Annotated in this window: 21 protein-coding genes; 6 read left to right on the top strand and 15 right to left on the bottom strand. The window is 34.6% G+C overall.

Annotated features, from left to right (window positions below):
* Nucleotides 1-46: 46 nt before the first annotated feature.
* The 13 genes from hisIE to ACF91D_RS17140 form a co-directional block, all read right to left on the bottom strand.
* A complete protein-coding gene (gene hisIE, locus ACF91D_RS17200) occupies nt 47-673 on the bottom strand; it encodes a bifunctional phosphoribosyl-AMP cyclohydrolase/phosphoribosyl-ATP diphosphatase HisIE (protein WP_042739207.1) in 627 nt (208 codons plus the stop codon).
* Entirely contained in the window at nt 670-1,428 is a 759-nt protein-coding gene (hisF, locus tag ACF91D_RS17195) for an imidazole glycerol phosphate synthase subunit HisF (RefSeq protein WP_392437433.1), read from the bottom strand. Before hisF ends, hisIE begins: the two co-directional genes overlap by 4 nt.
* A complete protein-coding gene (hisA, locus tag ACF91D_RS17190) occupies nt 1,425-2,129 on the bottom strand; it encodes a 1-(5-phosphoribosyl)-5-((5-phosphoribosylamino)methylideneamino)imidazole-4-carboxamide isomerase (RefSeq protein ID WP_107526585.1) in 705 nt (234 codons plus the stop codon). The genes hisF and hisA overlap by 4 nt, the downstream gene beginning before the upstream one ends.
* On the bottom strand, nt 2,104-2,700 hold the full coding sequence (gene hisH, locus ACF91D_RS17185; protein ID WP_107526586.1) for an imidazole glycerol phosphate synthase subunit HisH: 597 nt from the start codon (nt 2,698-2,700) through the stop codon (nt 2,104-2,106). Before hisH ends, hisA begins: the two co-directional genes overlap by 26 nt.
* Entirely contained in the window at nt 2,697-3,275 is a 579-nt protein-coding gene (hisB, locus tag ACF91D_RS17180; protein ID WP_107526587.1) for an imidazoleglycerol-phosphate dehydratase HisB, read from the bottom strand. Before hisB ends, hisH begins: the two co-directional genes overlap by 4 nt.
* Nucleotides 3,253-4,257 carry a pyridoxal phosphate-dependent aminotransferase gene (locus ACF91D_RS17175; RefSeq protein ID WP_107526588.1) on the bottom strand — a complete coding sequence of 335 codons (1,005 nt, stop codon included), beginning with the start codon at nt 4,255-4,257 and terminating at the stop codon, nt 3,253-3,255. The genes hisB and ACF91D_RS17175 overlap by 23 nt, the downstream gene beginning before the upstream one ends.
* 6 nt (nt 4,258-4,263) lie before the next feature.
* Nucleotides 4,264-5,514 (bottom strand): histidinol dehydrogenase, encoded by a 1,251-nt coding sequence (hisD, locus tag ACF91D_RS17170; RefSeq protein WP_392437446.1) that lies wholly within the window; start codon nt 5,512-5,514, stop codon nt 4,264-4,266.
* Nucleotides 5,504-6,121, bottom strand: coding sequence for an ATP phosphoribosyltransferase (gene hisG, locus ACF91D_RS17165; RefSeq protein ID WP_042739214.1), 618 nt, complete (start codon nt 6,119-6,121; stop codon nt 5,504-5,506). Before hisG ends, hisD begins: the two co-directional genes overlap by 11 nt.
* A gap of 22 nt (nt 6,122-6,143) precedes the next feature.
* Nucleotides 6,144-6,959, bottom strand: coding sequence for an ATP phosphoribosyltransferase regulatory subunit (locus ACF91D_RS17160; protein WP_042739215.1), 816 nt, complete (start codon nt 6,957-6,959; stop codon nt 6,144-6,146).
* 400 nt (nt 6,960-7,359) lie between these two features.
* Nucleotides 7,360-8,661 (bottom strand): D-serine ammonia-lyase, encoded by a 1,302-nt coding sequence (locus ACF91D_RS17155; RefSeq protein ID WP_107526590.1) that lies wholly within the window; start codon nt 8,659-8,661, stop codon nt 7,360-7,362.
* A gap of 472 nt (nt 8,662-9,133) precedes the next feature.
* Nucleotides 9,134-11,293 (bottom strand): RNA degradosome polyphosphate kinase, encoded by a 2,160-nt coding sequence (locus ACF91D_RS17150; RefSeq protein WP_107526591.1) that lies wholly within the window; start codon nt 11,291-11,293, stop codon nt 9,134-9,136.
* A 66-nt stretch (nt 11,294-11,359) separates the two neighbouring features.
* A complete protein-coding gene (ppx, locus tag ACF91D_RS17145; RefSeq protein WP_107526592.1) occupies nt 11,360-12,886 on the bottom strand; it encodes an exopolyphosphatase in 1,527 nt (508 codons plus the stop codon).
* A gap of 239 nt (nt 12,887-13,125) precedes the next feature.
* A complete protein-coding gene (locus ACF91D_RS17140) occupies nt 13,126-14,664 on the bottom strand; it encodes an AbgT family transporter (RefSeq protein WP_107526593.1) in 1,539 nt (512 codons plus the stop codon).
* Between the two features lie 219 nt (nt 14,665-14,883).
* Between ACF91D_RS17140 and ACF91D_RS17135 the strand changes: the two genes are divergently transcribed.
* Entirely contained in the window at nt 14,884-15,702 is an 819-nt protein-coding gene (locus ACF91D_RS17135) for an SDR family oxidoreductase (RefSeq protein ID WP_107526594.1), read from the top strand.
* A gap of 292 nt (nt 15,703-15,994) precedes the next feature.
* On the opposite strand, the gene ACF91D_RS17130 is transcribed toward ACF91D_RS17135, so the two are convergent.
* Nucleotides 15,995-17,071 carry a M42 family metallopeptidase gene (locus ACF91D_RS17130; protein ID WP_107526595.1) on the bottom strand — a complete coding sequence of 359 codons (1,077 nt, stop codon included), beginning with the start codon at nt 17,069-17,071 and terminating at the stop codon, nt 15,995-15,997.
* Nucleotides 17,072-17,254: 183 nt separating this feature from the next.
* On the opposite strand from ACF91D_RS17130, the gene ACF91D_RS17125 reads away from it, so the two are divergent.
* A complete protein-coding gene (locus ACF91D_RS17125) occupies nt 17,255-17,770 on the top strand; it encodes a thioredoxin domain-containing protein (protein ID WP_107526596.1) in 516 nt (171 codons plus the stop codon).
* A gap of 77 nt (nt 17,771-17,847) precedes the next feature.
* On the opposite strand, the gene ACF91D_RS17120 is transcribed toward ACF91D_RS17125, so the two are convergent.
* A complete protein-coding gene (locus ACF91D_RS17120) occupies nt 17,848-19,431 on the bottom strand; it encodes an FMN-binding glutamate synthase family protein (protein ID WP_107526597.1) in 1,584 nt (527 codons plus the stop codon).
* A 184-nt stretch (nt 19,432-19,615) separates the two neighbouring features.
* Here ACF91D_RS17120 and ACF91D_RS17115 point away from each other — a divergent pair, with 184 nt between their 5' ends.
* The 4 genes from ACF91D_RS17115 (at nt 19,616) to ACF91D_RS17100 (ending at nt 23,452) form a co-directional block, all read left to right on the top strand.
* Nucleotides 19,616-20,395 carry a CPBP family intramembrane glutamic endopeptidase gene (locus ACF91D_RS17115; protein WP_042739224.1) on the top strand — a complete coding sequence of 260 codons (780 nt, stop codon included), beginning with the start codon at nt 19,616-19,618 and terminating at the stop codon, nt 20,393-20,395.
* A 143-nt stretch (nt 20,396-20,538) separates the two neighbouring features.
* Nucleotides 20,539-21,189, top strand: a complete 651-nt coding sequence (locus tag ACF91D_RS17110; protein ID WP_107511841.1) for an ABC transporter ATP-binding protein — start codon at nt 20,539-20,541, stop codon at nt 21,187-21,189.
* On the top strand, nt 21,186-21,953 hold the full coding sequence (locus ACF91D_RS17105) for an ABC transporter permease (protein ID WP_042739226.1): 768 nt from the start codon (nt 21,186-21,188) through the stop codon (nt 21,951-21,953). Before ACF91D_RS17110 ends, ACF91D_RS17105 begins: the two co-directional genes overlap by 4 nt.
* Nucleotides 21,954-22,270: 317 nt before the next feature.
* Nucleotides 22,271-23,452 (top strand): MFS transporter, encoded by a 1,182-nt coding sequence (locus ACF91D_RS17100; RefSeq protein WP_107526598.1) that lies wholly within the window; start codon nt 22,271-22,273, stop codon nt 23,450-23,452.
* Nucleotides 23,453-23,638: the final 186 nt, after the last annotated feature.

Below are 23,638 nucleotides of genomic sequence, written 5' to 3'. Positions count from 1 at the left end.
CAGATGGATAATGGCGGTTATTTTATAGATTAAATCGGTGAAGATATTACCAATTCTCAACGTTTGAGCGTTCACCTTTAAAATTATTTGATTTCTTATGTCGCTCAGCTAATACAGCTTCAACATCTTTAAAGTCAATGTCTAGTGCATGTAATAAAACAAATAGATGGTACATTAAATCTGCTGTTTCATTAGTTACCTCTGCTTTATCTGACTTCATCGCACCAATTACTACTTCAAATGCCTCTTCACCAAATTTTTTGGTTATTTTTTCAAGACCTTCATTCAATAAATACTGTGTATAAGAATTTGATTTATCAGCATTTGCACTTTGATCAACTGTCTGCTCTAATTGTTGTACATTATAAGGTACTTCTGTGTTAAAGCAACTTTGACTGCCTGTGTGACATGTGGGACCGTTTGGCACTACATCTATTAAAATCGTATCTTGGTCACAATCTAGATAAATATTACGCACTTCTTGAGTGTGACCTGATGTTTCACCTTTAGTCCAAAGGCGCTCTTTTGATCGAGAATAGAAGCATACCACACGGTCTTCTAGTGTTTTGTTATAGGCAGCTTCATTCATGTAACCTAACATCAATACTTGTTTAGTGTTTACATCTTGTAATATAGCTGGTAATAATCCTTTAGAAAAGTCAGGTTGTGTCATCTTACTGGAATACCTCCTTGTGACATTGTTTGCTTTATTTCGTTTATTGTTGTTTCTTTATCATGCAGAATACTTGCTGCAAGGCCAGCTGATACATTGGTTTGCTTAAAGAGATCCACAAAATGGTCTGGATTTCCGCCACCACCTGAAGCAATGATTGGAATATTGACCAATGATTCAATGGCGTGTAAGTGTGAGACATCAAACCCTTGTTTCATACCATCATGTGTCATACTGGTGATTAGCAGTTCGCCTGCACCAAGAGCCTCTACTTGTTGAACCCAATCGTATACTCTGACATCAGTACGTTGTTTACCACCATGTGTATAGCAAAAGTAATCTTCTAATTCGCTATCATAGTTACTATCAATTGCGATACAAATGCATTGACTACCAAACTTTTCACTGGCTTCTTTAATAAATTGAGGGTTCTTTAAAGCACTTGAATTTAATGATACCTTATCTGCACCGTGATTTAATAATTTCGAAATATCGTCTAAAGTTGATATACCACCGCCGACAGTAAGTGGAATAAATAATTTTTCGGCGGTTTCTTCAATAACATCTAGTACAAGGTCATGTCCTGCCTCAGTTCGTGAAATATCAAGAAATACTAACTCATCAGCACCTTGTTCATTATAATAAAGCGCATAATCTACAGGATTACCAATATCGCGCAATCCTTTAAATTGAATACCTTTTACTACACGACCATCTTTGACATCAAGACAAGGGATAATGCGTTTCTTGATCATGATAATCCCTCCCAGAAATTTGGATCATGTGCTGCTTTACCTACAATTGCAGCGTGCACACCTAGTGTTTCAAGTTGGACTAAGTCTTGTTGGTGACGTATACCACCTGAAGCGACAACGTGTTTATCTGTAGCTTTTACAAGTTGACCAGTAATTTCAAAGTTTGGTCCTGATAGCTTTCCATCTTTCGAAATATCAGTATATATAATGCCGCCAAGCGGTAAATGATTGATTTGTTCAACTAAATCAAATAAATCTAATTGAGCATCTTGTTCCCAACCATTAATCTTTACTTCGCGACGATAAGCATCGACTGACAAATATAAACGATTAGGGTATTTTTGAGCCATATCAGCTAGCCATGTCAAATCTTGAATACCCTTCGTACCAATAATACAAAAGTCGATATTAGCATCAAAATACTGTTGAATTGTTGTTTCACTACGGATGCCACCGCCAACTTCCATCGGTTTGTCAGTTAAATTTCTTAATGTTTTAATATAATCTTGCTCTATAGAAGATTGTTTTTTTGCACCGATTAAATCGACTATATGAATTCGATCCACGCACTGAAATTGATTGTAAAACTGTATACTTTCTTCAGCGGTACGTGTCATTTTTTCTTCTGAATCATATTTTCCTTCTGTTAATCTCACGCTTGTAGCATTGATTAAATCAATTGCTGGCCATAATTTGATCATTTAAGAATCCGCCTTTCAGAGCTTGGTTTAGTATTGCTAATCCATTTTCACCGCTTTTTTCAGGATGAAACTGAATACCAATATAATGTCTGTGTTGAACAATTGCAGGTATTTGTGCACCGTACTCTGCATAAGCAACTACAAATTGTGACATTTCAGCTTGGTAAGAATGTACAAAATATACATCATGTGTCAATTGTTGTTGATTACTGATGAGGTTATTCCACCCCAAGTGAGGAACGGGATAAGGTGTATCAATAGGTACGATTTTTCCAGGGATTAACTTCAAACCTGCAACATCGCCTTCTGCACTCCAATCGAATAATAGCTGCATACCTAAACAAATACCGATAATAGGTTTGTCGTGAATTGCTTTTAAAATAGCATCTAAGCCACGTTCTTCGATTGCACGCATTGCATCTTTAAAGTGTCCTACACCGGGAAGGATAACTAATTCAGCAGCCTCAATTTCACTTTGCTTGTCAGTTAAAATAGCATCATAACCCAAGTGTTTCACTGCACGTTGTACATTGCGAATATTCCCCAAACCATAATCTATAATAGCAATCATTCAATCACACCCTTAGACGAAGGTACACCGTCATAATCATTCTGTGATAAGGCCTCTTTAAGTGCTCTAGCGAACGATTTGAAAATACTTTCGATTTCGTGATGTGTATTGCCACCACGTAATAAATCAATATGCGTGGTAAGACGTGCGTTAATAACTAAAGCGTGGAAGAATTCTTCTACTAATTCAGTATCGAAAGTTCCGACTTTTTCTTTACTAAATTCGGCATTAAATGACAAATAGGGGCGACCGCTAATATCGACAACGGTACGTGATAGTGTTTCATCCATAGGGATATAGCTGTGACCGTAGCGTTTGAAACTTGTACGATCTCTAACCATTTCTAACAGTAATTGACCTAAAACAATGCCAATATCTTCTGTTACATGGTGGTCATCAACTTCGGTATCACCATTTGCTTCAATTTGTAAAGATAGCTGACTATGAAAGCTAAAGAGGGTCAACATATGGTCTAAAAAGCCAACACCTGTATTGATATTACTTTCGCTAGCATCATTGGCAAGCGTGATATTTAATTGCGTTTCTGCCGTATTACGCTTCTTTTGATAAGTCATATTGAATCCTCCAGTTTTTAATAATTTCTGCTAACTGATCTAATTGCTCGTCAGTTGCTATAGAATAGCGAACATAGTCTGCCATATTCGGTTCATCATATAAACGAGGTAAGAAACCATGTTCTTGTATATATTTACCTAAGCTATGTGCAGCCTCACCTTTAGTTAATACAAAGTTTGTCGCAGAAGGGTAAATTTTGATGATATCTGAGACTTTACTTTCAAAAATATTACGTAACTTGATAGCTAGACGGCGTTGTTCTTCAATAAAGCTAGCAGTCATCTTTTCATGTTCAAACATATATATAGCAATATATAAGGTGATTGTATTTAATGGATAAGGATGTTCAATGCGTTGTATGCGTTGGATGGTTTCTTCTGTACCAATTAACACACCTAATCGTAACCCTGCAATACCAAATGCTTTAGACAATGTACGCATTTGAAGTATATGTGGTGCTAAATCAATCTCATAAGCTTCGCCAAAGTCCAAATAAGCCTCATCGATTACGAAATAGCCTCCAATCGCTTTCATCTTATCTGCTATAGCTGTTAGAAATGGTAATGAATATTGATGACCTGTCGGATTATGAGGATTACTCATGATGAAGAATGCCGGTCGTACATCATCAATTCGCTGTAAAATCGTGTCTAAGTTAAATGTTAAATCATCATCAGCATCTACAAATTCAATTGGTCTGTTTACTTGTCCAGCATATGCTTGGTACATAAAGAAGTCAGGGTTAAGTGTTAATACAGGACCATCAGGCATGATGAGCATTAGCTTTTGTATCAATTCATCTGAACCATTACCAGCTGTAATTTGTGTTGGCTTAAGGTTAAAATATTTAGCATAAGCAGTCTTAAAACGATTATATTCATCATCAGGATAAAAATTAAATGTGGCTTGTTGTATAATATCGGCAAGCTGCTCATTTGATAATGGGCGCAGGGGACTTTCATTTTTGTTTATTCTAATCATTATCTGTTACTCCTTTGTCGTACGAACTTGTACAGATTGTTCGTGGTTATATAACGCTTCAGTATGTGCTAGAGTTCGTGCTGCGTCTTCAATCTGATTGAATGACCTTTCTGATAAATTAATTACTGAATGACGTGTTAAGAAATCATTTACAGATAATCCATTTGTAAAACGAGCTGTTTGATTTGTTGGTAAGACATGACTTGGTCCAGCTACATAATCTCCAATGACCTCAGGTGAATAATACCCTAAGAATAATGCTCCGACATAACGTACTTTATTTAAATATGCTTCTGGGTTTCTAGTTTGTATAGAAGCGTGTTCCGGTGCTATTTGATTCATGACGTCGCTTGCTTCGTCTTGATTTGCTACAGCTATTAAAAAGTGATTGTTTTGCAAACTAGCTTCTACAATAGGCTGTCGCTCAATTGTACGTAATTGTTCTTGAATATTACTTTCCAAACGTTCTAAGATGTCACGATTTTCACTGATCACAAATGTTCTAGCCAATTCATCATGTTCGGCTTGGGCAAAGACATCATAAGTGATGGCATTTAAATCTGCTGTGTCATCAATGATTAAGGCAATTTCACTTGGTCCAGCTATTTGATCGATTCCTACTTGTCCGTAGAGATATTTCTTAGCATATGCAACATATTGATTACCTGGTCCTACAATTTTATCGACTTTAGGTATCGTTTCGGTACCATAAGCGAGTGCAGCAATACTTTGAGCGCCGCCCACTTGATAGACATTGTCGGCGCCTGCGATATAGCATGCGGCAAGTACAGCATCAGAAAGTCCATGTTGTTGTGGTGGTGTGACCACAGAAATATCTTCTACACCTGCTACCTTTGCTAATGTTACTGTCATTAATACGGTCGATGGGTAACTAGCCTTACCACCCGGTACATAAACACCGACACGTTCTAAAGGATGATACATTTCGTAACATTCATCTGTACCTTGTTTATCTGACCACTTTATTGTTGTTTGAAATGCTTTGATGCGCTCATGGCTTGTTGTGAGTGCTTGACGTAGTGCTTCATCTATATTGTTATAAGCTGTTACTAAATCACTATAAGGGATGGCTAGGTCATTGGTTTCAACACCATCCAATTGTGCGTTATAAGCTTTTAAAGCTGAATCACCTGATGCTTTAACTGTGTCGCAAATCTCTTTAACTACAGGGTATAAGTCTTCATTAAGTGAAGATTGGCTTAAAAAGTCTTTGAGAAAGGTTGTTTTATCTATTATCAATGAGTGACACCTCCAATGTTTGAATAAATGTATCAATTTCATTTGATTTTTTAAAATATGCTTCTTTATTGGTGATTAGTTTTGCGTTAATATTTTTTAGCGTGTCTTTTTCAACTAAACCATTAGATTTAAGTGTCGTACCTGTTTGAACAATATCAACGATGCCATCCACCATATCGACTAAACATGCCAACTCAATAGATCCTGAAAGCTTAACCAATTCTACATCTAAACCTTGAGCTTCAAAGTATGATTTCGCAGTTTTCGTATAAGAAGTGGCTACTTTTTTAAATTGAGTTGTTTCTGGTTTGGATGCTAACGCAAAGTGACATTCTCCGAAAGGTAAGTCTAATAAATTATTAATTGTATAATTACCTTCTTCTAAAATATCGCTCCCCACAATACCAACGTCTGCAACACCTTGTTCTACATAGATGGGTACATCGCTCCCTTTGACCAGTACAAACTGTATATCATCTACAGAAATTAATAATTGGCGCTCTCTTTGTTCTAGTGCATCTGCTAATTTTTGTTCATCTATTTCATATAAATAAGCAATGAAGCTTTTTAATAAGCGTCCTTTTGCTAAAGCTACAGTAAGCATAAATTTCTCTCCTTTATTTTCTTTAAAGTATAAATCCTAGTCCAAAACCTTCTAATTCACCTTTATAAAATCCACCAGTTAACTGTTGTGATTTATTATTTTTTAGATGACAACGCATGAATGCACCTTTGTAATAAGATCGTGGTGGTTGTGGTGTGATGTCTAAGTGTATATTAGTGATATCATTCGATTTAAACCATTGTTCCCAACGACGTAGTGCTTGAATTGTTTTGTGGTCGTATGGAAAAAGTTGGCTTAACAAGTTTAATTGTTCAGTTGTTTTAGTCGTTAATAATTGAACAACAGGGTGTGCTGAACCTAGTTGTGTTGTTAATTCGGATATATTGCGTTCTTGAATTAAATTTAAGATATCTTGAGTTTGTTCATTTGCCGATAATAATAAATCTATAAGTTGATAGTGACCTAAAATAACAAAATCTATATCATCGTTTAACGTTGTTTGTATAAATTTGTAAAATGTTAAAAAATCATCTTGCATATCGCTAACAGTAGGGTTGTAGTGTTCGATTCCTAGTTGTGTGTATACCTCATTATCACGCACGATTGGTCCTGTATAAGCTACCCTTTGATATTGTGGTGGATAGTTACTGTAATAACGTAATAATTGATCGGTAAAATCATTGCGCAACGCGTAAATATGATGATCATGTTGCCAAAAACTACGTTCAGTCATTTGTTGTAAATCGTCCTTTGTCAACGATTGCCACGACAATGACTCTATAAAGCTAAAATCTACTAAATTAAAGTCATTATCTTGAAAATGCTTTAAAAATGACAATTCATATTCTTTGTTTTTTATCAATGCAGTTGTATTCATATTATGACCACCTTTTTACTTTTACTCTCTACCGAACTAAAGTGTAATGATAAAATATACTGTAACATAGTTGATTTTTTAATTCAATAAATATTCTGAAAATAATAAAATTTCAAAAGCCTAATTTATTGAGAATGTAGATTATAGTATTGAAATACCCCAGTTTTAGAATGTGAAAACGGGGGTAGTGTGGTTGTTAAACTATAAAAAATAGCCATGTAAACAAAATGATGTCGAGTTAATATAACGTCAATTGTTACATAGCTATTGAGTATTTGAGATATTCAATGTAATTACAGCAAATATTAATCGCTACAACGAGAATACTGTGTTAAGAAAGAATTATCTAGTTGAAACGATGGTGATTTAACGTATAAATGTAAAATAGGGCGTGCTAGATTTATCTTAAGTTGGCACCATAATTTAAATACTGTTTCTTTTCATCTTCAGGCACCATATTTCCACCGGTAGACCATACAATATGTGTTGCTTGATCTGTAGGTATGCCTTGTGTTTTAGCTTGTTTAATCGTCGCTCTGATTCCATCGAACCCAGAAGCGGCTGAAGGCTCAATAAATATATCCTCTGTTTGATGTAACATTGAAATATAACGATACATTTGTTGGTCATCAACAGTAAATACTCCAAAGAGTAAGTGATTCATTATTTGACCTACTAGACGGGATGGCCTAGATACTGCTAAACCATCTGCAGCTGTGCGACCATCTAAGCCAATATCTGTTACGGCAATTTGATCATGGAGTTGTGTCATCATGCCAAGTAACATACAAGGTGCATGTGTAGGTTCGGCAAATACACAATGAACATGTGGTCCTAGTATTTGTTTAAGTCCAAAGGTAACGCCTCCAGGACCGCCACCGACACCACAAGGTAAATAAACAAATAATGGATGATCGGCATCGACAACTATGCGGTTATCTTGTAGTTGTTGTTTTAAACGTAATGCAGCAACGGTATATCCTAAAAATAAATCAGCAGAACCTTCATCATCTACGAAATGACATGTTGGGTCACTTGCAGCTAATTTTCGGCCTTCAGCAACCGCAAATTGATAATCTGATTGATGTTCAATGACATTAACACCGTATCGACGAAGAAGCTCTTTTTTCCACTGACGGGCATCGCTAGACATATGAACATCAACGGAAAACCCTAACTTAGCACTCATTATGCCAATACTTAATCCCAAATTGCCCGTTGATCCGACAGCAATCTTATATTGCTTAAATAGTTGACGATAGGTATCTGTTGCTAAAATTTTATAGTCATCATTATAAGTTAAGTCACCAGCTGTTTGGGCTACGGATTCGGCAAATTTTAATACTTCATAAATACCGCCACGCGCTTTAATTGAACCAGATATAGATAATTCGTGATCGCATTTTAACCAAAGGTTGGCATATGTGTTGTCACCAAATTGATGGGACAACTGTTCTTGCATTGCTGGAATTCGCTTTAATGGGGATTCTATTATGCCGTTTAATGGTTCTGTCTCGGGAAAGACGTGACGAATATAACTCGCAAAACGCTCTAATCTTGCTGCCGCATCTTCTATATCTTCGATTGTAAAAGGTAACTCATTATTTGAATCATAATTTGGATTATGCCAAAAGGTTGGCGTATAGGTTTGCAATGTTGAAATTAAAGGATTTGATTGTTGTAATTGTTCGATATTAAGCATATACATCCTCCTAGTAAGGGTTGTCTTGTAACATCATTATCATCATTATATCAAAATTATAAGCTGCGTTTGTAATGGTAAATGGGGGAGCGCCTGTGAAAAGTAATGCTACATAGTAAAAGTTATTCTAAAATATCGGTCCTTTGAGATATGTATTTGATATTGGAATATAAACCATAATAAAAAATAACCAGTAAATGTGTGTAAAGACATTTACTGGTTAGATAATTTGGATGAATTCATTTGTCTGAGTAATATTTTTTAAGCTGATACCTCAGACTTATTATATTTACAAAATTTAATATTGTTGAATAGCTTTTTAAAGGGGTGTCTAGGAGCTGGTCGTGCTAGTCATCATGCAATTATAGGATTATAACAAGCAAACACTGTAGTTAAAGTGAGTGACTGTTATAGTTTAGTTAGCATAATGAATTTGACTTAACAATAGTTACAACTATGCTAATGATTTGAATTATTTTTTGAAAGAATTTCTTAATTTAGAAAACCAGCCACTTTTGGATGATACAGTCAGACCGCTTGGCTTTGATGCTTGTGCCTTGAGTTCTGAACCAAATTCCATTGCTTCTTTCATTAAATAAGCTTGTGAATTTAATGGTGATAAATTGTTTTGTATATAATGGTAATGACCTTCATTATCTTGGAAGCGTCCTTTTTGATTATCAGACAATTGTAAGTTCATATAGTTCAATAATCTTTGACCGATCACTTTGTCTTCTATAGGGAACAAGATTTCGACTCTTTTAATCATGTTTCTAGTCATCGCATCTGCAGAGGATAGATAAATCTTTTCGTCCCCATTATTATGGAAATAATATATTCTAGAATGTTCTAAAAAGCGACCAACAATACTGACAACTTCAATATTGTCACTGATTCCAGGTATACCTGGTTTAAGGCAACAAATACCACGTATAATTAATTGGACTTTAACACCTGCACAAGATGCTTCGAATAATTTTAAAATGATATCTTTGTCTGTTAGAGAATTCATCTTCATTATAATCTTGCCATTCCCATGTTCTCGATGTGCTCGAATCTCACAGTCAATTCGATCAATAAAGACATCTCTGATATCAAACGGTGCAACGATAATTTTATTATAATCTGGTTTAACCGAATAACCGCTAAGATAATTAAAGAATTTTAAAGCGTCGTCCGCAATTTCTTTGTCAGTAGTAATAATCCCCATATCAGTATAGATTTTTGCCGTTTTATCATTGTAGTTCCCAGTACCTAGATGTACGAAAGAAGTAAGCTTATTATTTACACGTTTAACGACTAAGGCTATTTTGCTATGTGTCTTTAAATTAGTCATACCGTAAATAACATGACAACCGGCATCTTCTAACATTCTCGCCCAATGGACATTGTTTTCTTCATCGAAGCGGGCTTTCAATTCAACCAATACAGTCACTTGTTTCCCTTTTTCAGCAGCTTCTTTAAGGCTATTTATAATTGGCGAGTCTTTACTAACTCTGTATAATGTCTGCTTAATAGCAATGGTATTGGGATCTTCAGCAGCATCACGTATAAAATCAACAATGGGTTCAAAGGATTCATACGGATGATGGAAAAAGATATCTCGTTCTAGAGATAAATCAAATAGATTATGTGTGCCTAATGAACTTGGCAATTGTGGTATATACTTTCTATAGGTCAGATGGCTTAATTTATTTGATAGGTGATCAACTAAACCAAAAATCATAGTTAAATCTAGAGGTCCGTCTACAAAGTAAACTTCTTCATCTTTCACATCTAATTGATTCATAATCCAAACAATATCTTCGTAAGCAGCATGGCGTCCATCAACTTCTAAACGTACAGCACTACCACTCTTACGTTCCTTTAAGAAACGTTCAATTTCAATTAATAAGTCTTCAGCACCTTCTTCATGAATTGATAAATCGGCATTACGTGTAATTCTAAAGGTAAATGTATTGAGTACCTCATATCCAGTGAATAATTCATTGATAAAGAAGGTGATAATATCTTCAACCATGATAATATACTGCGTATTACCTTCGTTTAAATATACAAAACGAGGTATCAATGATGGAATTTGTACAATAGCAGAATTGATTGCATCATCGGTATCGATATCGACAAAAATATTTAAACTTTTATTATTGAGTTTTGGGAATGGATGATATGCATCAATTCCTAATGGAGTTAGGGTAGGTAATATATTTGATTTGAATTCGGTTGCCAATTGTTCTAATAGCGCATCATCAAGCGCTTCTGGTGTGACAATTTCGACTTGATATTGACGCAACTCGTTCACAAGTTCGTTATAGCGTTGATATTGTAAGTCGACATAGCGCTTATTTTTCAACTTAATTTCATTGAGTTGCTGTCTGGGTGTTAACTGTGCTTTATTTTCAGGTTTATCGTATCCTAGCTTAACTTGGTCTTGTAGGCCGGCAACACGAACCATAAAAAATTCATCTAAATTAGAACTAAATATTGATATAAAGTTCAGTTGTTCAAGTAGGGGATTATTTTTATCTTGTGCTTCTTGTAATACACGATAATTAAAATCTAACCAACTGAGTTCCCTGTTATTATAATATTGTGGTAAATTTAAATCTTTTTCTCCCAAATTTCTTTGCATAATGACTATTACACCTCGTTATAAACTAAAATCATGTTTTGATAAACATAATTTATCATATGAATTTTAAGATTTTGTAAAGATAATTGAAAGGTCTGACTTTAATATTTTCTCGATATGTTTCTTTTGTCGTTGTGCTTGATATTCTTCTGAAATTGGCTCACCAGAATAATAGATGTAGAGCGTATATTGCCCATCTTCTTCTGTTAAGTTGACCTTATCTACAGAGCTTGTATGAGAAATATTTAAAGCATTGACAAATTTAATGATTCCCCCTAAATATTGGATGTTGTCAAAGGCTTTACCGTGTAACCATTTTGTTTCGTTGCTAAAATATTTCAGCAATGATTTATTTTTAAAACTAGCAAGTAAAGCGAGTTTGACGCGTTCTTCGTGTGAAAATCCATCAATCATAGAGTTAGCGATAATGTAATACGTATGTGGTGAACTAGAATCAGAATCGATAAAGCTACCTAAGTAGTACAGAAACGCACCCTCAGCGAATAGTCTTTGTTCTGCTTTTGTGACATCAATCGCTTTGAAATCAATCAATTGTGATAGTAAAGAATGAGCAAGTTTGACGCGTTGTTCAGCACTTTCCTCTTCAATGCCATACTCATTTGCTAAATGATATAAGGCATCTTTGCGGATATTGTCCTTTCTAAATTCCTTTGGATAACGTTCGCTAATTAATTTCATAACGTATCCCTCACGTAAACCTTTTCTTGAAAAGGTGAATTGAGTAGCATTTATTTTATTAAATAATGTTCTAAACACCGAAACAGCTGGTAGGATGATGTCGACACGATCTCTACTTAACCCATCAATGTCCTTTAATTCATCTCTAGAACTTTTCTTGATAATGGAATATACTTCATCGATATTTTCTTCAGACATCTTGTAGTTGTGGACTCCACCAATTGGATAAGAATGTTCTGACTGGTGGATACGTGCTACGTTTCGTGCAGAACCACCAATGCCTACGAGCGAAACGTGTTGCTTCTTCAACCATGGTAGTTGATCAAATTGTTTAGCGATATATTTTTCCATTGCTTTAATAGCGTTTTTATCATTATGGTTCTTACCTTCGAAGAACTTTTTCTTTAAGGTAACGACACCGAAAGGGAAACTGTGAGCTTCTATTAAACTCTTATTTTTAAATAAGGTTACTTCGGTAGAACCGCCACCAATATCTATGGATATACCATCTTGAATGTCGGTTGTATGTGTAATTGCATAAAAACCATAAAACGCTTCTTCAGTTTCTGGAATAATAGTCATTTCAACATCTAAATGTTTTTTTATAAAAGCGATAATCTCTTCGCTATTTTTCGATTGTCTTATCGCAGCTGTTGCAACTGGATGTAATTCATTTACTTTGAACTTTTTAGCAACTTTCTTAAAGCTACTTAAGGTCTTTGTTAGCACATTAATGCCTTCATCGTTCATCGTTAAATCATCTGTTAAATATTGGCTTAATCGCGCGGGTGTTTTAATATTTAATAATTCATTTAACCCAGTCTTAGTATCAAATTCAAAGATAACGAGTCTGATTGTATTAGAGCCAATATCTATTAAACCTATTCGTTCCATATTTGCCTCCTAGTAAAGTAGGTGATCATAGTATCTACACTATATTTACCCAAATTGTTAATTATATATTACATGATTTAAAAAGATTTGTGTGCAATATAATTCGATTTGTTCAAGGGGAAGTATGGGGTATCTTGCTTAATTATCCTATAAAGTAAGAAAATGAGAGACAAGGTTGTTTTGGTTTATTACGAACAATTGCCTCTCATATATTAAGATGTTAGACCTAATATAAATGGTTATTTAATTTTTAGAGGACCTCCTGGACCTAAAGGCCAACCAAGTAAATACCATACAATCATAAATAGTGGCCAAACGATACTTAAGATAATGGTGTATGGCATCAGACTAGATAATAAAGATCCGAGTTTCATATCTTTATCATATTTTTGAGCATACGATAATAATAATGGCAAGTAAGGCATCATTGGCGTGATCGGGTTACTAATAGAATCACCGATACGATATAACATTTGTGTGAATGCAGGATGGAATCCTACAAGCATTAACATAGGGACAAATATCGGTGCAAGAATGCCCCATTTTGCTGAAGCACTTCCAATAAGTAAATTAATCAATGCACTCAATAAAATAATGCCTAGAATAAGCACTATACCATTCTGACCTTGTAAAATAGCAGCCCCTTTAACTGCAACAATGACACCCAAATTACTCCATTCTAAAAAGGCTAATAATTGGGCAGCAAAGAATACGATGACGATAAATGATCCCATTGATGCCATGGAATCAGCTAGCATTTTACCTAAATCCTTTGTACTATTAAACACTTTCATCATTACACCATAGACTAAACCTGGTACTAAAAAGAGGATAAGGATGAGTAAACCAACACCATTAATAATTGGTGCATCATTGAGCAAACTTCCCGTTTTCGCATTTCGTAAAAAGCTATGCTCAGGTATAGCGCATAATATGATAACCAGTATAACAATGAAGAAACTTATATTAGCCCAAAACACTGCGCGATTTTCTTCCTTGGTTAAGCTGTCATTGTTATCATCAGCATTGATGTCGGCATTAGTATCATCATAAGTGCCGAGTCTAGGAATTACAAAGCGCATGGTAACCCAATAAACTGCAGGTAATAACACGATGACGCTTGCCGCGATAAAATACCAGTTCATCGCTACATTGACAGGCACATCTTTCGCGACGATTTGGGTAGCTGGCTTTGTAAAAGCATAAAGTAACGCGTCAGACATACCAATCATAAAGTTAGCTGAAAAACCACCGATAGCTGAGGCATATGCCATTGCTAATCCAGCAATAGGATGATAACCCAATTTGATAAATACCATTGCTGTTAGAGGGGGTAAGACAATAGGTGCAGCATCTCCAGCAGCATTACCTAAGATTCCAATTATGATGATGACCGGTACAATAAACTTTTTAGGTGCTTTATGTACAACTTGAACCATTAATTTATCAAAATATCCAGTCTTTTCAGCAACACCAATACCTAACATAACGGCTAAGACGAGACCTAAAGCTGGGAATTCTGAAAAGTTCTTAATTGAATCATTGAGAATCATCATAAGTCCGTCTTTACTTAATATGCTTTTAATAGCGATCGTATCACCTGTACCAGGATGTTTGACTGTGACATGAAATAATGACACAATCCAGGTCAATACGGCCAAACCCACACACATAAGAAAGAACAAAATACTAGGATCAGGTAGCTTGTTCCCAATCAGTTCAACAATATTTAAAAACCTATCAATAGGTGACACTTTCCTTTTTGAGTTTGAAGACATAATATCTACCTCCCAAATAAGTTAACGAAAGTATAACAAAATTTCTATGTAAATAGAATGAAAATTCTAAATTTTTGTATATTTGAAAAAAACCGAGTGTTTTTGAGAAGGACTTTAAATGCTGCATATGTTGTTGCGTTTTAAAATAAGCTATTTCGGTAATAGTTAATATAAAAGGGGAAGAAGGAATAAATATTTGAAGAGGAGTAGTGATATGCTATGGGAAGACTAGATAATAAGGTTGCGGTGTTAACTGGTACAAGTACAGGTATTGGCAGAGCAACTGCTCAAGTTATGGCAGCAGAAGGAGCACATGTTCTAGCAGTAGACGTAACAGACAAGGTACACGACGTTGTAAATGAAATAAATAATAAAGGATATAAAGCGTCAGGATATATTGTTGATGTTTCCGATGCAAATGCCGTAGAACAATTTGCGGAATCGGTTAAATCATCATTTGGAACTATTGATATTCTCTTTAATAATGCTGGTATAGATAATGCAGCAGGTCGAATTCATGAATATCCAATAGAAGTGTTTGATAGTATCATCAATGTAGATTTAAAAGGAACCTTTTTAATGACAAAATTCACATTACCATTAATGATGGATAAGGGTGGATCTATTATTAATACTGCCTCATTTTCAGGACAGGCAGCAGACTTAAAGCGTTCAGGATACAACGCAGCAAAAGGTGGGGTGATTAACTTCACACGTTCAACTGCGATAGAATATGGTCGTGAGAATATTAGAGCGAATGCTATCGCACCAGGTACGATTGAAACACCATTAGTTGATAAATTGACTGGTACAAAAGAAGATGAAGCGGGCCAAGCATTTAGAGAAAATCAAAAATGGGTAACGCCTTTAGGTCGATTGGGTAAACCAGAAGAGATTGGTAAATTAGTTACTTTCTTAGCTTCTGATGACAGCTCATTTATAACTGGTGAAACCATCACAATTGATGGTGGTGTAATGGCGTATACTTGGCCAGGTGAAATGTTGAGTGATGATGATTGGAAACGCACTACTAAATAACGCCATGATCAAACAAAAATAATAAACACTTATCATTGAAGCAGCGAAATGAATTTTAATGAACGCGCAAAATCTTTAATGAGCATAAAAAACGTCAATTTCTATTTAAGTCCCTCACATTGGGGGATTGTTCGAATAGAAATTGACGTTTAATATTTATATAGAAGATAGCATCTTTCGTTATTCTATAATTTGCTTAAAGTGTTCAAAGACAAAGATAGCCAATGGATGCACTTCTATTCTATTCAAGTATGTCATATAATCGCTTAAATAGAGTGAATTATTAAATATTTTACCAGATAATACTTTCTACAACATCATCATTTAATGATTTGACGATTTCAGTCACTAAAGCAACTGAATTTTTATAATCATCGGTATGCAGTACTGAAACATTTGAATGCATATAACGTAACGCGACACCTATTGACACAGTTGGCGTACCTTCATTTGCAACATGAATACTACCAGCATCAGTCCCACCGCCAGCAGTCGTATCTAATTGAATTGAGATGTTGTGCTTTTTAGCAACTTCCTTAATATGTTTTGTGAAGCCGACGTGTCCAATGTTTGTAGCGTCCATGATTATAACGACTGGGCCATTACCGATAGCTGTATCACTAACTTGACCAGACATTCCTGGTGTGTCGTATGCAACAGCTACATCGACTGCAATTGCTAAATCTGGTTTAATTTTATTCGCTGCAACTTTAGCACCTCTTAATCCAACCTCTTCTTGAACATTCGCACCGGCAACTAAATTAATATTGATGTCGTCTTCTTTTAAGTTGTTTAGCACGTCTACCGCAAGTGCACAACCATAACGATTGTCAAATGCTTTAGCAGTTAAATATTTATTGTTTGCTAGGGTTTCAAATTCACTATAGGGTGTAATCATATTGCCTAAATCAATACCATATTGTTCGGCTTCTTTTTTACTTTTAACACCGATATCGATAAACATGTCTTTAATTTCGACGTTTTTCTTACGCTCTTCAGGAGTTAAGACATGTGGTGGTTTACATCCGATAATACCTCGAATTTTTTTACCGCTATCTGTTGTTACCGTGACTTTTTGAGATAACATCACTTGATTCCACCAACCACCGATTGGTGTAAACTTCAAGAATCCGTCTTTATCAATTTTAGTTACAATAAAGCCTATTTCATCTAAGTGACCAGCGACCATTAATGTTTTGTGACCATCTGTTGCTGTCTTTTTACCGAAAATGCCACCAAGATTATCTTCAACGATTTCATCACTAACAGGTGTTAAATATGCTTTCATTGTTGATTTTACTTCCATCTCGTGCCCTGCAATACCGTCTATATCAGTGAGTGTTTTTAGTAGATTAACTGAATTGTCCATTTTAATTCCTCCCATTTATAAGAATATATATAGTTTACCACGAAATGAAGTGGCTTATCATGCGAACAAGCTGTGTGATAATCGTATATATTAATTCCTAGTAAAACGCTAAGACAAATTTGATGCAATCAACACTATTTCATGTTTCAATTGAATTAATAATTGAAGAGAGGGGTTTATCATATGTCAGAAATCAAACATTTAACCATTGGAGAACAGCGAGCACCTATCACAGTTGAATCATTTATTAACTTTGCTTGTCCATATTGTAAAAATTACTTTAAAGCTGCTGATAAGACTTTACAAGATTTAATCGCTAATGGAAAGGTGAAGCATGTCATAAAGCACTTTGATAAAACGAAACAAGGTTTATTGAAGGGGACTGTAGCGAACATCTATTTAGACTATGAACAGCCACAAGAAACATTGAACTTTATACATCAATTATATGATACACAGCAAACATGGAAACAAAGCTTTGCCATAATAGAGAAAAAGATGGAAGAAGAATTTAAATTAACACCACAACAAACAGCAGATGAACGCTCATTGGCAATCACAAAAGAAACCTTTGAACGTGGAATCGGAGGAATTCCAACAGTATTCATTAATGGTGTGAAATTTGAATTTAACCCTTTAGAAGATAGTGAAGCGGAAATAGCAACTAAATTAACCGAGCAATTAGCAATAAATGAATAGAGAATAAATAACTGAACATGTCAGGATAAATAACTCTGTTACACTGACATGTTCAGTTCTATTTATGACAAGTCTGTTTAATGGCTATCAATGAGCTTCAATTTATAATCATTGATAGATTGTAGCTGTCCGTCTTTTTGTTTAATAATAATATGTTCTTTAGAAATTTGTGTTGGTGATGCGACGCCGACAGCAGCTGCAATATTGAATAAACCTTCGTGGAGACTCGTGACGAAATTAGTTACACGGTACTTCTTCTCATCGATGATTAACCCTTTTTCACGCTTAGGATCAGTTGTAGCAACACCTACAGGACATGTATTCATATGACATTGTTGGCTCATGATGCATCCCACACTGATCATCATCCCCCTTGCAATATTGATTAAGTCTGCACCTAACCCAAGTGCAATGGCTATTTTATCTGGGGTGATTAACTTACCAGAAGCAAATATTTTCACTTTATCTCGAATGCCGTGTTGTTCTAACTTTGCAGATAAAATGGGTAACGCAGTAAATAATGGTAACCCAACACGATCTTCAAGTTCTTGGAACGTAGCACCAGTACCACCTTCACCACCATCTACAGTAATAAAGTCAGGGTATTGATTTGTTTCAATCATAGTTGTTACAAGACTTTCAATTTCAGCAACACTACTGATTACAATTTTAAAGCCGACCGGTTTTTGTCCGTATTGTTGTAACTCAGTAACCCAATTAAGTAGTGCGTGTGGATTATCAATGTCTGTAAATCTATTGGGTGAGTTGATGGTCTTCCAAGGTTCAACTTTCCTAATTTCAGCAATTTCTTCAGTAACCTTATTACCTTGCATGTGACCGCCACGCGTTTTCGCACCTTGTGCTAGCTTAATTTCAAAGGCTTTGATTGCATCTTGCTGTGCTAAATTACGAAAGGCACTTAAATCAAAATGCCCATCTTTATCACGAACGCCGAACAGTCCTGGTCCAATTTGGAATATAATATCTACGTTACCAGCCAGGTGATACTTAGATAGACCACCTTCTCCAGTATTCATCCAAGTGCCGGCTTGTCCAAGTCCTTTCGATAGTGCAGTGATTGCATGACTACCTAAAGCACCATAACTCATTCCTGATTGACCTACAAGACGCTTAATCTTAAACGGATAGGCTAAGTTTGGTCCTAGTACGACTTGGTCTGAGTCTGATAAATAATAAGGATCAATTTCAGTTTTATGTCTGTGTTCATCTCTATCGAATAAACGCTCGTTATCAATTTGGTAAATAAAGGTTGAAATCATAGGTGATTGATCGATACGTAGTTCAGTTGTTTGGAGAGGAAACATTGTATTTTGAATATAGAACCCGTCTTCGTAATCTTCTTGTGTACCAAAGCTAGACATTCTAGAATTATATTTTCCAGCTAATACGATATGAGTGAAATCATTTCGAGAAAATGGTTTACCTTTTGTATCTGGTAAAAATAAATACTGCCTCATTTCTGGGCCGATTTTTTCAAAGAAGTAGCGTACCCGTGCTAATAATGGATAATTACGCAATACACTATGTTGCTTTTGGCGTTTGTCTTTAAATAGCAATAATCCCCCAATAATTAATATGCTAATTAAAAATAATACTAAAATAATATTTACTATGAACTGAAGTATTGTCAGTAAAGTCATAATAATCCCCCATTTATCTATATACTACATCGAAAAGTAAGTTTTGCAACAATAGTAGAAATAACAATAAAAATAAATATTATTAAAAATGAAGTTAGAATTAAATGCTTTTGGATTAAATAAAAACCTTAGTGAATGTAAATGATTATGGTATATTAAAAATAAACAATAAGGACGGTGACTTATGATTAAATCATCTAGTACAAACAACATGAAAAATCAGCCATACTTACCCTGGGATAAACCTACAATGGCAAGGAAGGATTTTATAATTATCCCACTCTATATATTAGTAAGTTATATCATGCCCTTAATCGTTTTTGCATTTAGCTATATTCTATTACTTGCCTTAAATCTAAAAAATGAAACTATACTAGAGGCACATATAACCCAAATATTTGGAAGTATTTTAGGTTCAGTTATTATTCTCATTGTCTTTATGGCACTCTATCCAAAGGTGTCATTTATTAAATTAACGTTTGATAAATTAAGTAAAGTGCCTCGATACATATTATTAATCATTGCAACGTATATTGTTATTATAATCGCAACACCAGTTTATGATTGGCTGATTCACTTCTTACCAAAGTCACTACAATTTAGTGTGACGCAAAATCAACAGAGTCTTGAGCAATTATTTGAAAGTCATTGGATGTTGCCATTCGTATTTATAGATATTGTGATTTTGACACCAATTATAGAAGAATTAATCTTTCGTCATATTTTAATTCATGAGCTTGGTAAAAAAATCTCGTACGGCTTTGCAACAGTCATATCTGTCATAGCATTTTCGAGTATTCATGTATTAAATGCAACTTCACCCTTCGAAATTGGCGGTTATTTCATTATTGCGATTGGTCTAACACTCGTATATTTGAAAAGTGATAAAAATTTAGCAGTTTCAATCACACTACATGCTTTAATTAATTTTGTATCATTTATCACTATTGTATGTACGTCATAACATCATTTAATAGAATTGCTTACACTATGTTTAATCCTTCATATCATTTTAGTTAGGAAGAAATGATAAATATCAAAGTTGTGTTACATTAAAATGGGTATGATATAACCAGTGAGACAAATGAATTGAGGTAGGTTAAAAAGATGCTAGAGATAAAGGATGTATCTTATACAGTAGACAATAGAACAATTTTAAGTGACATTAATTTAACTATCAATAAAGGTGATACTATAGCAATAATTGGACCTTCAGGGAGTGGGAAGAGCACACTATTTCGCTTGATCAGTAATTTGATAAGTCCAACACAAGGTGCACTATATTATCAACAGCAGAATTATGAGCAGATAAACCCGGAATCATTGCGTATGGATGTAAGTTATTTACTACAACAAAGTGATTTGTTTGAAACGACGATAGCAGATAATTTAGCATTTTCGGCACAAGTGAGAGATGAACATTTTGACAAAAAGAGGGCGAAGCAGTTATTAAAAGCTGTTGGCTTAGATCATTATAAATTGGATGCTAAAGTTCAACGTTTATCTGGTGGGGAACGTCAGAGAATTACTATTGCCAGACAGTTGATGTATTTACCTAAAGTTTTATTATTAGATGAAGCAACGAGTGCATTAGATACTCAAAATCGTAATAGAGTTGAAGAACTTATTTTTAGTTTAGCGAAGCAGGGTGTGGCTATACTGTGGATTACACATAGTAAAGACCAAAGTTTACGTCGTTTTAACAAGCGATTGCATTTGGTAGATGGACATATAGAGAAAGAGGAAGTGTTAAGATGAGTACGACAGCATTAGCCCTTACTGGCTTGTTATTGCTATTTCCTATCATAGTGTCTTATAAAGAAAAATTACATATCATCAAAGATTTATTAGTGTCGACAATTCGTGCAGTTATACAATTAGTAATCTTAGGGTATTTATTACATTTTATCTTTAATATTAATCAAAAATGGGTGCTAATTATCTTTGTGCTTATCATCATTGTTAATGCAGCATGGAATACGATTGGCAGAGCTTCCGTTGTGATGCATCATGTATTTCTAATTTCATTAATTTCAATATTTATCGGTGTAGCATTGCCTTTAGTAGGTGTTGTACTGACGGGTGCGATTGAATTTAAACCCAATGAAGTTATTCCAGTATCAGGTATGTTAGCGAGTAATAGTTTAATCGCTATTAACTTAGCTTATCAGAATTTAGATAGAGAATTTGTAAAAGAGATGAGTCAAATTGAATCTAAATTAACTTTAGGTGCAAATCCAAAATTAGCATCGAAAGATACGATTAGACAAAGTATTAAGACGGCAATTGTGCCAACAATAGATTCTGTAAAAACATATGGTATTGTATCCATACCAGGAATGATGACAGGTTTAATCATTGGTGGCGTAGCCCCTTTAGATGCAGTTAAATTCCAATTAATGGTTGTATTTATTCATACAACTGCAACTATTATGTCCGCTTTATTAGCGACATATTTGAGTTATAAGCAATTCTTTAATCAGCGTGATCAACTTATAGCGAGAGAGATGGTACAACGATAAGCCACTTTCTTGTTTAAAATATGACAATGTACAGAAGTTAAGTATCGATTGATATAGACAGTAAATGAATGTCTTTGGTCATACTTAACTTCTGTTTTTATGATGTATTTTTTATAAAGGACTTCAATAAAATTCATGCTAAGAATCAAAAGGCAGTTTAACCAAGGGAAAGTTTAGGTTTAATACTATAAATTTACGAATTAAATCACGATAATTAAAACGATATGATTAAAAGTTATTTAAACACATTAAGTCATCGTTTATAATAGAGAAGTTATGAAATTTTATAATAAATCGAACGGAAAGGAGTGGGATTGATGTCTTCAATGCGAGTAGTGACCTTCATTTTGAGTATTTTCATAGTAGGAATGGTTGAAATGATGGTTGCAGGTATTATGAATTTGATGAGTCATGATTTAAATGTATCAGAAGCAATTATAGGTCAATTAGTAACCTTATATGCAATAACATTTGCAATTGCTGGTCCTATTCTAGTAAAGCTAACCAATCGATTTTCACCTAAACCAGTATTGTTATGGACATTGCTAGCATTTATTGTTGGGAACTTAATGATAGCGATGGCACCGAATTTTACAATACTTGTAGTTGGGAGAATCATTTCTTCGGCAGCAGCTGCATTAATCGTTGTCAAAATATTGGCCCTAACTGCGCTACTGACGGCACCACAAAATCGTGGGAAAATGATTGGTATTGTATATTCTGGATTTAGTGGCGCTAATGTCTTTGGGGTACCTATAGGGACAATTATTGGTGATCTTGTTGGTTGGCGCTATACATTTATTTTTATCGTTATTGTTAGTGTGCTTGTCGGCATATTGATGTATATATATATTCCAAATTCAAACATCGAACCTTCACCGAATAACGATAACAAACAACAGACTAAGCAAGCTACAACAGGTCGAATTCTGCGACCTATTGAAGTAGCTAAATATTTAGCTATTACCTTCTTGTTATTAGTTGCTAATTCAGTGACGTTTATTTATATTAATCCATTGATGCTATCTGGAGGACATGATTTGTCATTTGTTTCAATTGCATTATTAATAAACGGTGTAGCAGGTATGATCGGAACATCAATGGGAGGTTTCTTATCTGATAAATTAACGAGTAAACGTTGGTTAACGATAGCAACTATATTGTTCATTGTAATGTTGCTGTCATTGAATTTCTTCTTAACAGGAACTGTGATGTTGTTAGCAATTATCTTTATTTGGAATATCATGCAGTGGAGTACAAATCCTGCAGTTCAGAGCGGGATTATTGAACATGTAGATGGTGACACAAGCCAGGTGATGAGCTGGAATATGTCTAGTTTAAATGCAGGTATTGCAATTGGCGGTGTTGTAGGCGGACTCGTTGTATCAAATCTAGATGTTCATGCAACTACTTATTTCTCTGCAACAATTGGTGTGATCGCCTTAATCACTATTATTAGTTTAAATCAACTTTCTAAATATAGAGTTAAACATGATTAATTAATAACTATTTTTTGAGTGCAAGATAGCTTAGGGAAAAATATTGCAGCTATTTATATTAATTATGCATCAATATAAAATTGTATAGTTAAGAAAAATATGTTTTTTATGTATTGAGAAGGTTAACACTTTAAGGTTTTAGAAGCATGTACAACTGAAGAAACTTATGAAAGAAAACAGTAGGAT

It is taken from the genome of Staphylococcus sp. 231237_7MaSpsaltlick (assembly GCF_043107035.1).
Note: the sequence above shows the minus strand (reverse complement) of the source record. Positions and strands in the feature narration are given on the sequence as shown.

What these genes read in the sequence shown, in the direction of transcription:
- ACF91D_RS17175 (WP_107526588.1), bottom strand. Translation starts at nt 4,257, where the DNA reads ATGATTAGAATAAACAAAAATGAAAGTCCCCTGCGCCCATTATCAAAT.
- hisA (WP_107526585.1), bottom strand. Translation starts at nt 2,129, where the DNA reads ATGATCAAATTATGGCCAGCAATTGATTTAATCAATGCTACAAGCGTG.
- ACF91D_RS17150 (WP_107526591.1), bottom strand. Translation starts at nt 11,293, where the DNA reads ATGCAAAGAAATTTGGGAGAAAAAGATTTAAATTTACCACAATATTAT.
- hisF (WP_392437433.1), bottom strand. Translation starts at nt 1,428, where the DNA reads ATGATCAAGAAACGCATTATCCCTTGTCTTGATGTCAAAGATGGTCGT.
- ACF91D_RS17120 (WP_107526597.1), bottom strand. Translation starts at nt 19,431, where the DNA reads ATGACTTTACTGACAATACTTCAGTTCATAGTAAATATTATTTTAGTA.
- ACF91D_RS17140 (WP_107526593.1), bottom strand. Translation starts at nt 14,664, where the DNA reads ATGTCTTCAAACTCAAAAAGGAAAGTGTCACCTATTGATAGGTTTTTA.
- hisIE (WP_042739207.1), bottom strand. Translation starts at nt 673, where the DNA reads ATGACACAACCTGACTTTTCTAAAGGATTATTACCAGCTATATTACAA.
- hisB (WP_107526587.1), bottom strand. Translation starts at nt 3,275, where the DNA reads ATGACTTATCAAAAGAAGCGTAATACGGCAGAAACGCAATTAAATATC.
- ACF91D_RS17155 (WP_107526590.1), bottom strand. Translation starts at nt 8,661, where the DNA reads ATGCTTAATATCGAACAATTACAACAATCAAATCCTTTAATTTCAACA.
- ACF91D_RS17110 (WP_107511841.1), top strand. Translation starts at nt 20,539, where the DNA reads ATGCTAGAGATAAAGGATGTATCTTATACAGTAGACAATAGAACAATT.
- ACF91D_RS17115 (WP_042739224.1), top strand. Translation starts at nt 19,616, where the DNA reads ATGATTAAATCATCTAGTACAAACAACATGAAAAATCAGCCATACTTA.
- hisG (WP_042739214.1), bottom strand. Translation starts at nt 6,121, where the DNA reads ATGCTTACTGTAGCTTTAGCAAAAGGACGCTTATTAAAAAGCTTCATT.
- ppx (WP_107526592.1), bottom strand. Translation starts at nt 12,886, where the DNA reads ATGGAACGAATAGGTTTAATAGATATTGGCTCTAATACAATCAGACTC.
- ACF91D_RS17160 (WP_042739215.1), bottom strand. Translation starts at nt 6,959, where the DNA reads ATGAATACAACTGCATTGATAAAAAACAAAGAATATGAATTGTCATTT.
- ACF91D_RS17125 (WP_107526596.1), top strand. Translation starts at nt 17,255, where the DNA reads ATGTCAGAAATCAAACATTTAACCATTGGAGAACAGCGAGCACCTATC.
- ACF91D_RS17105 (WP_042739226.1), top strand. Translation starts at nt 21,186, where the DNA reads ATGAGTACGACAGCATTAGCCCTTACTGGCTTGTTATTGCTATTTCCT.
- ACF91D_RS17130 (WP_107526595.1), bottom strand. Translation starts at nt 17,071, where the DNA reads ATGGACAATTCAGTTAATCTACTAAAAACACTCACTGATATAGACGGT.
- ACF91D_RS17100 (WP_107526598.1), top strand. Translation starts at nt 22,271, where the DNA reads ATGTCTTCAATGCGAGTAGTGACCTTCATTTTGAGTATTTTCATAGTA.
- ACF91D_RS17135 (WP_107526594.1), top strand. Translation starts at nt 14,884, where the DNA reads ATGGGAAGACTAGATAATAAGGTTGCGGTGTTAACTGGTACAAGTACA.
- hisH (WP_107526586.1), bottom strand. Translation starts at nt 2,700, where the DNA reads ATGATTGCTATTATAGATTATGGTTTGGGGAATATTCGCAATGTACAA.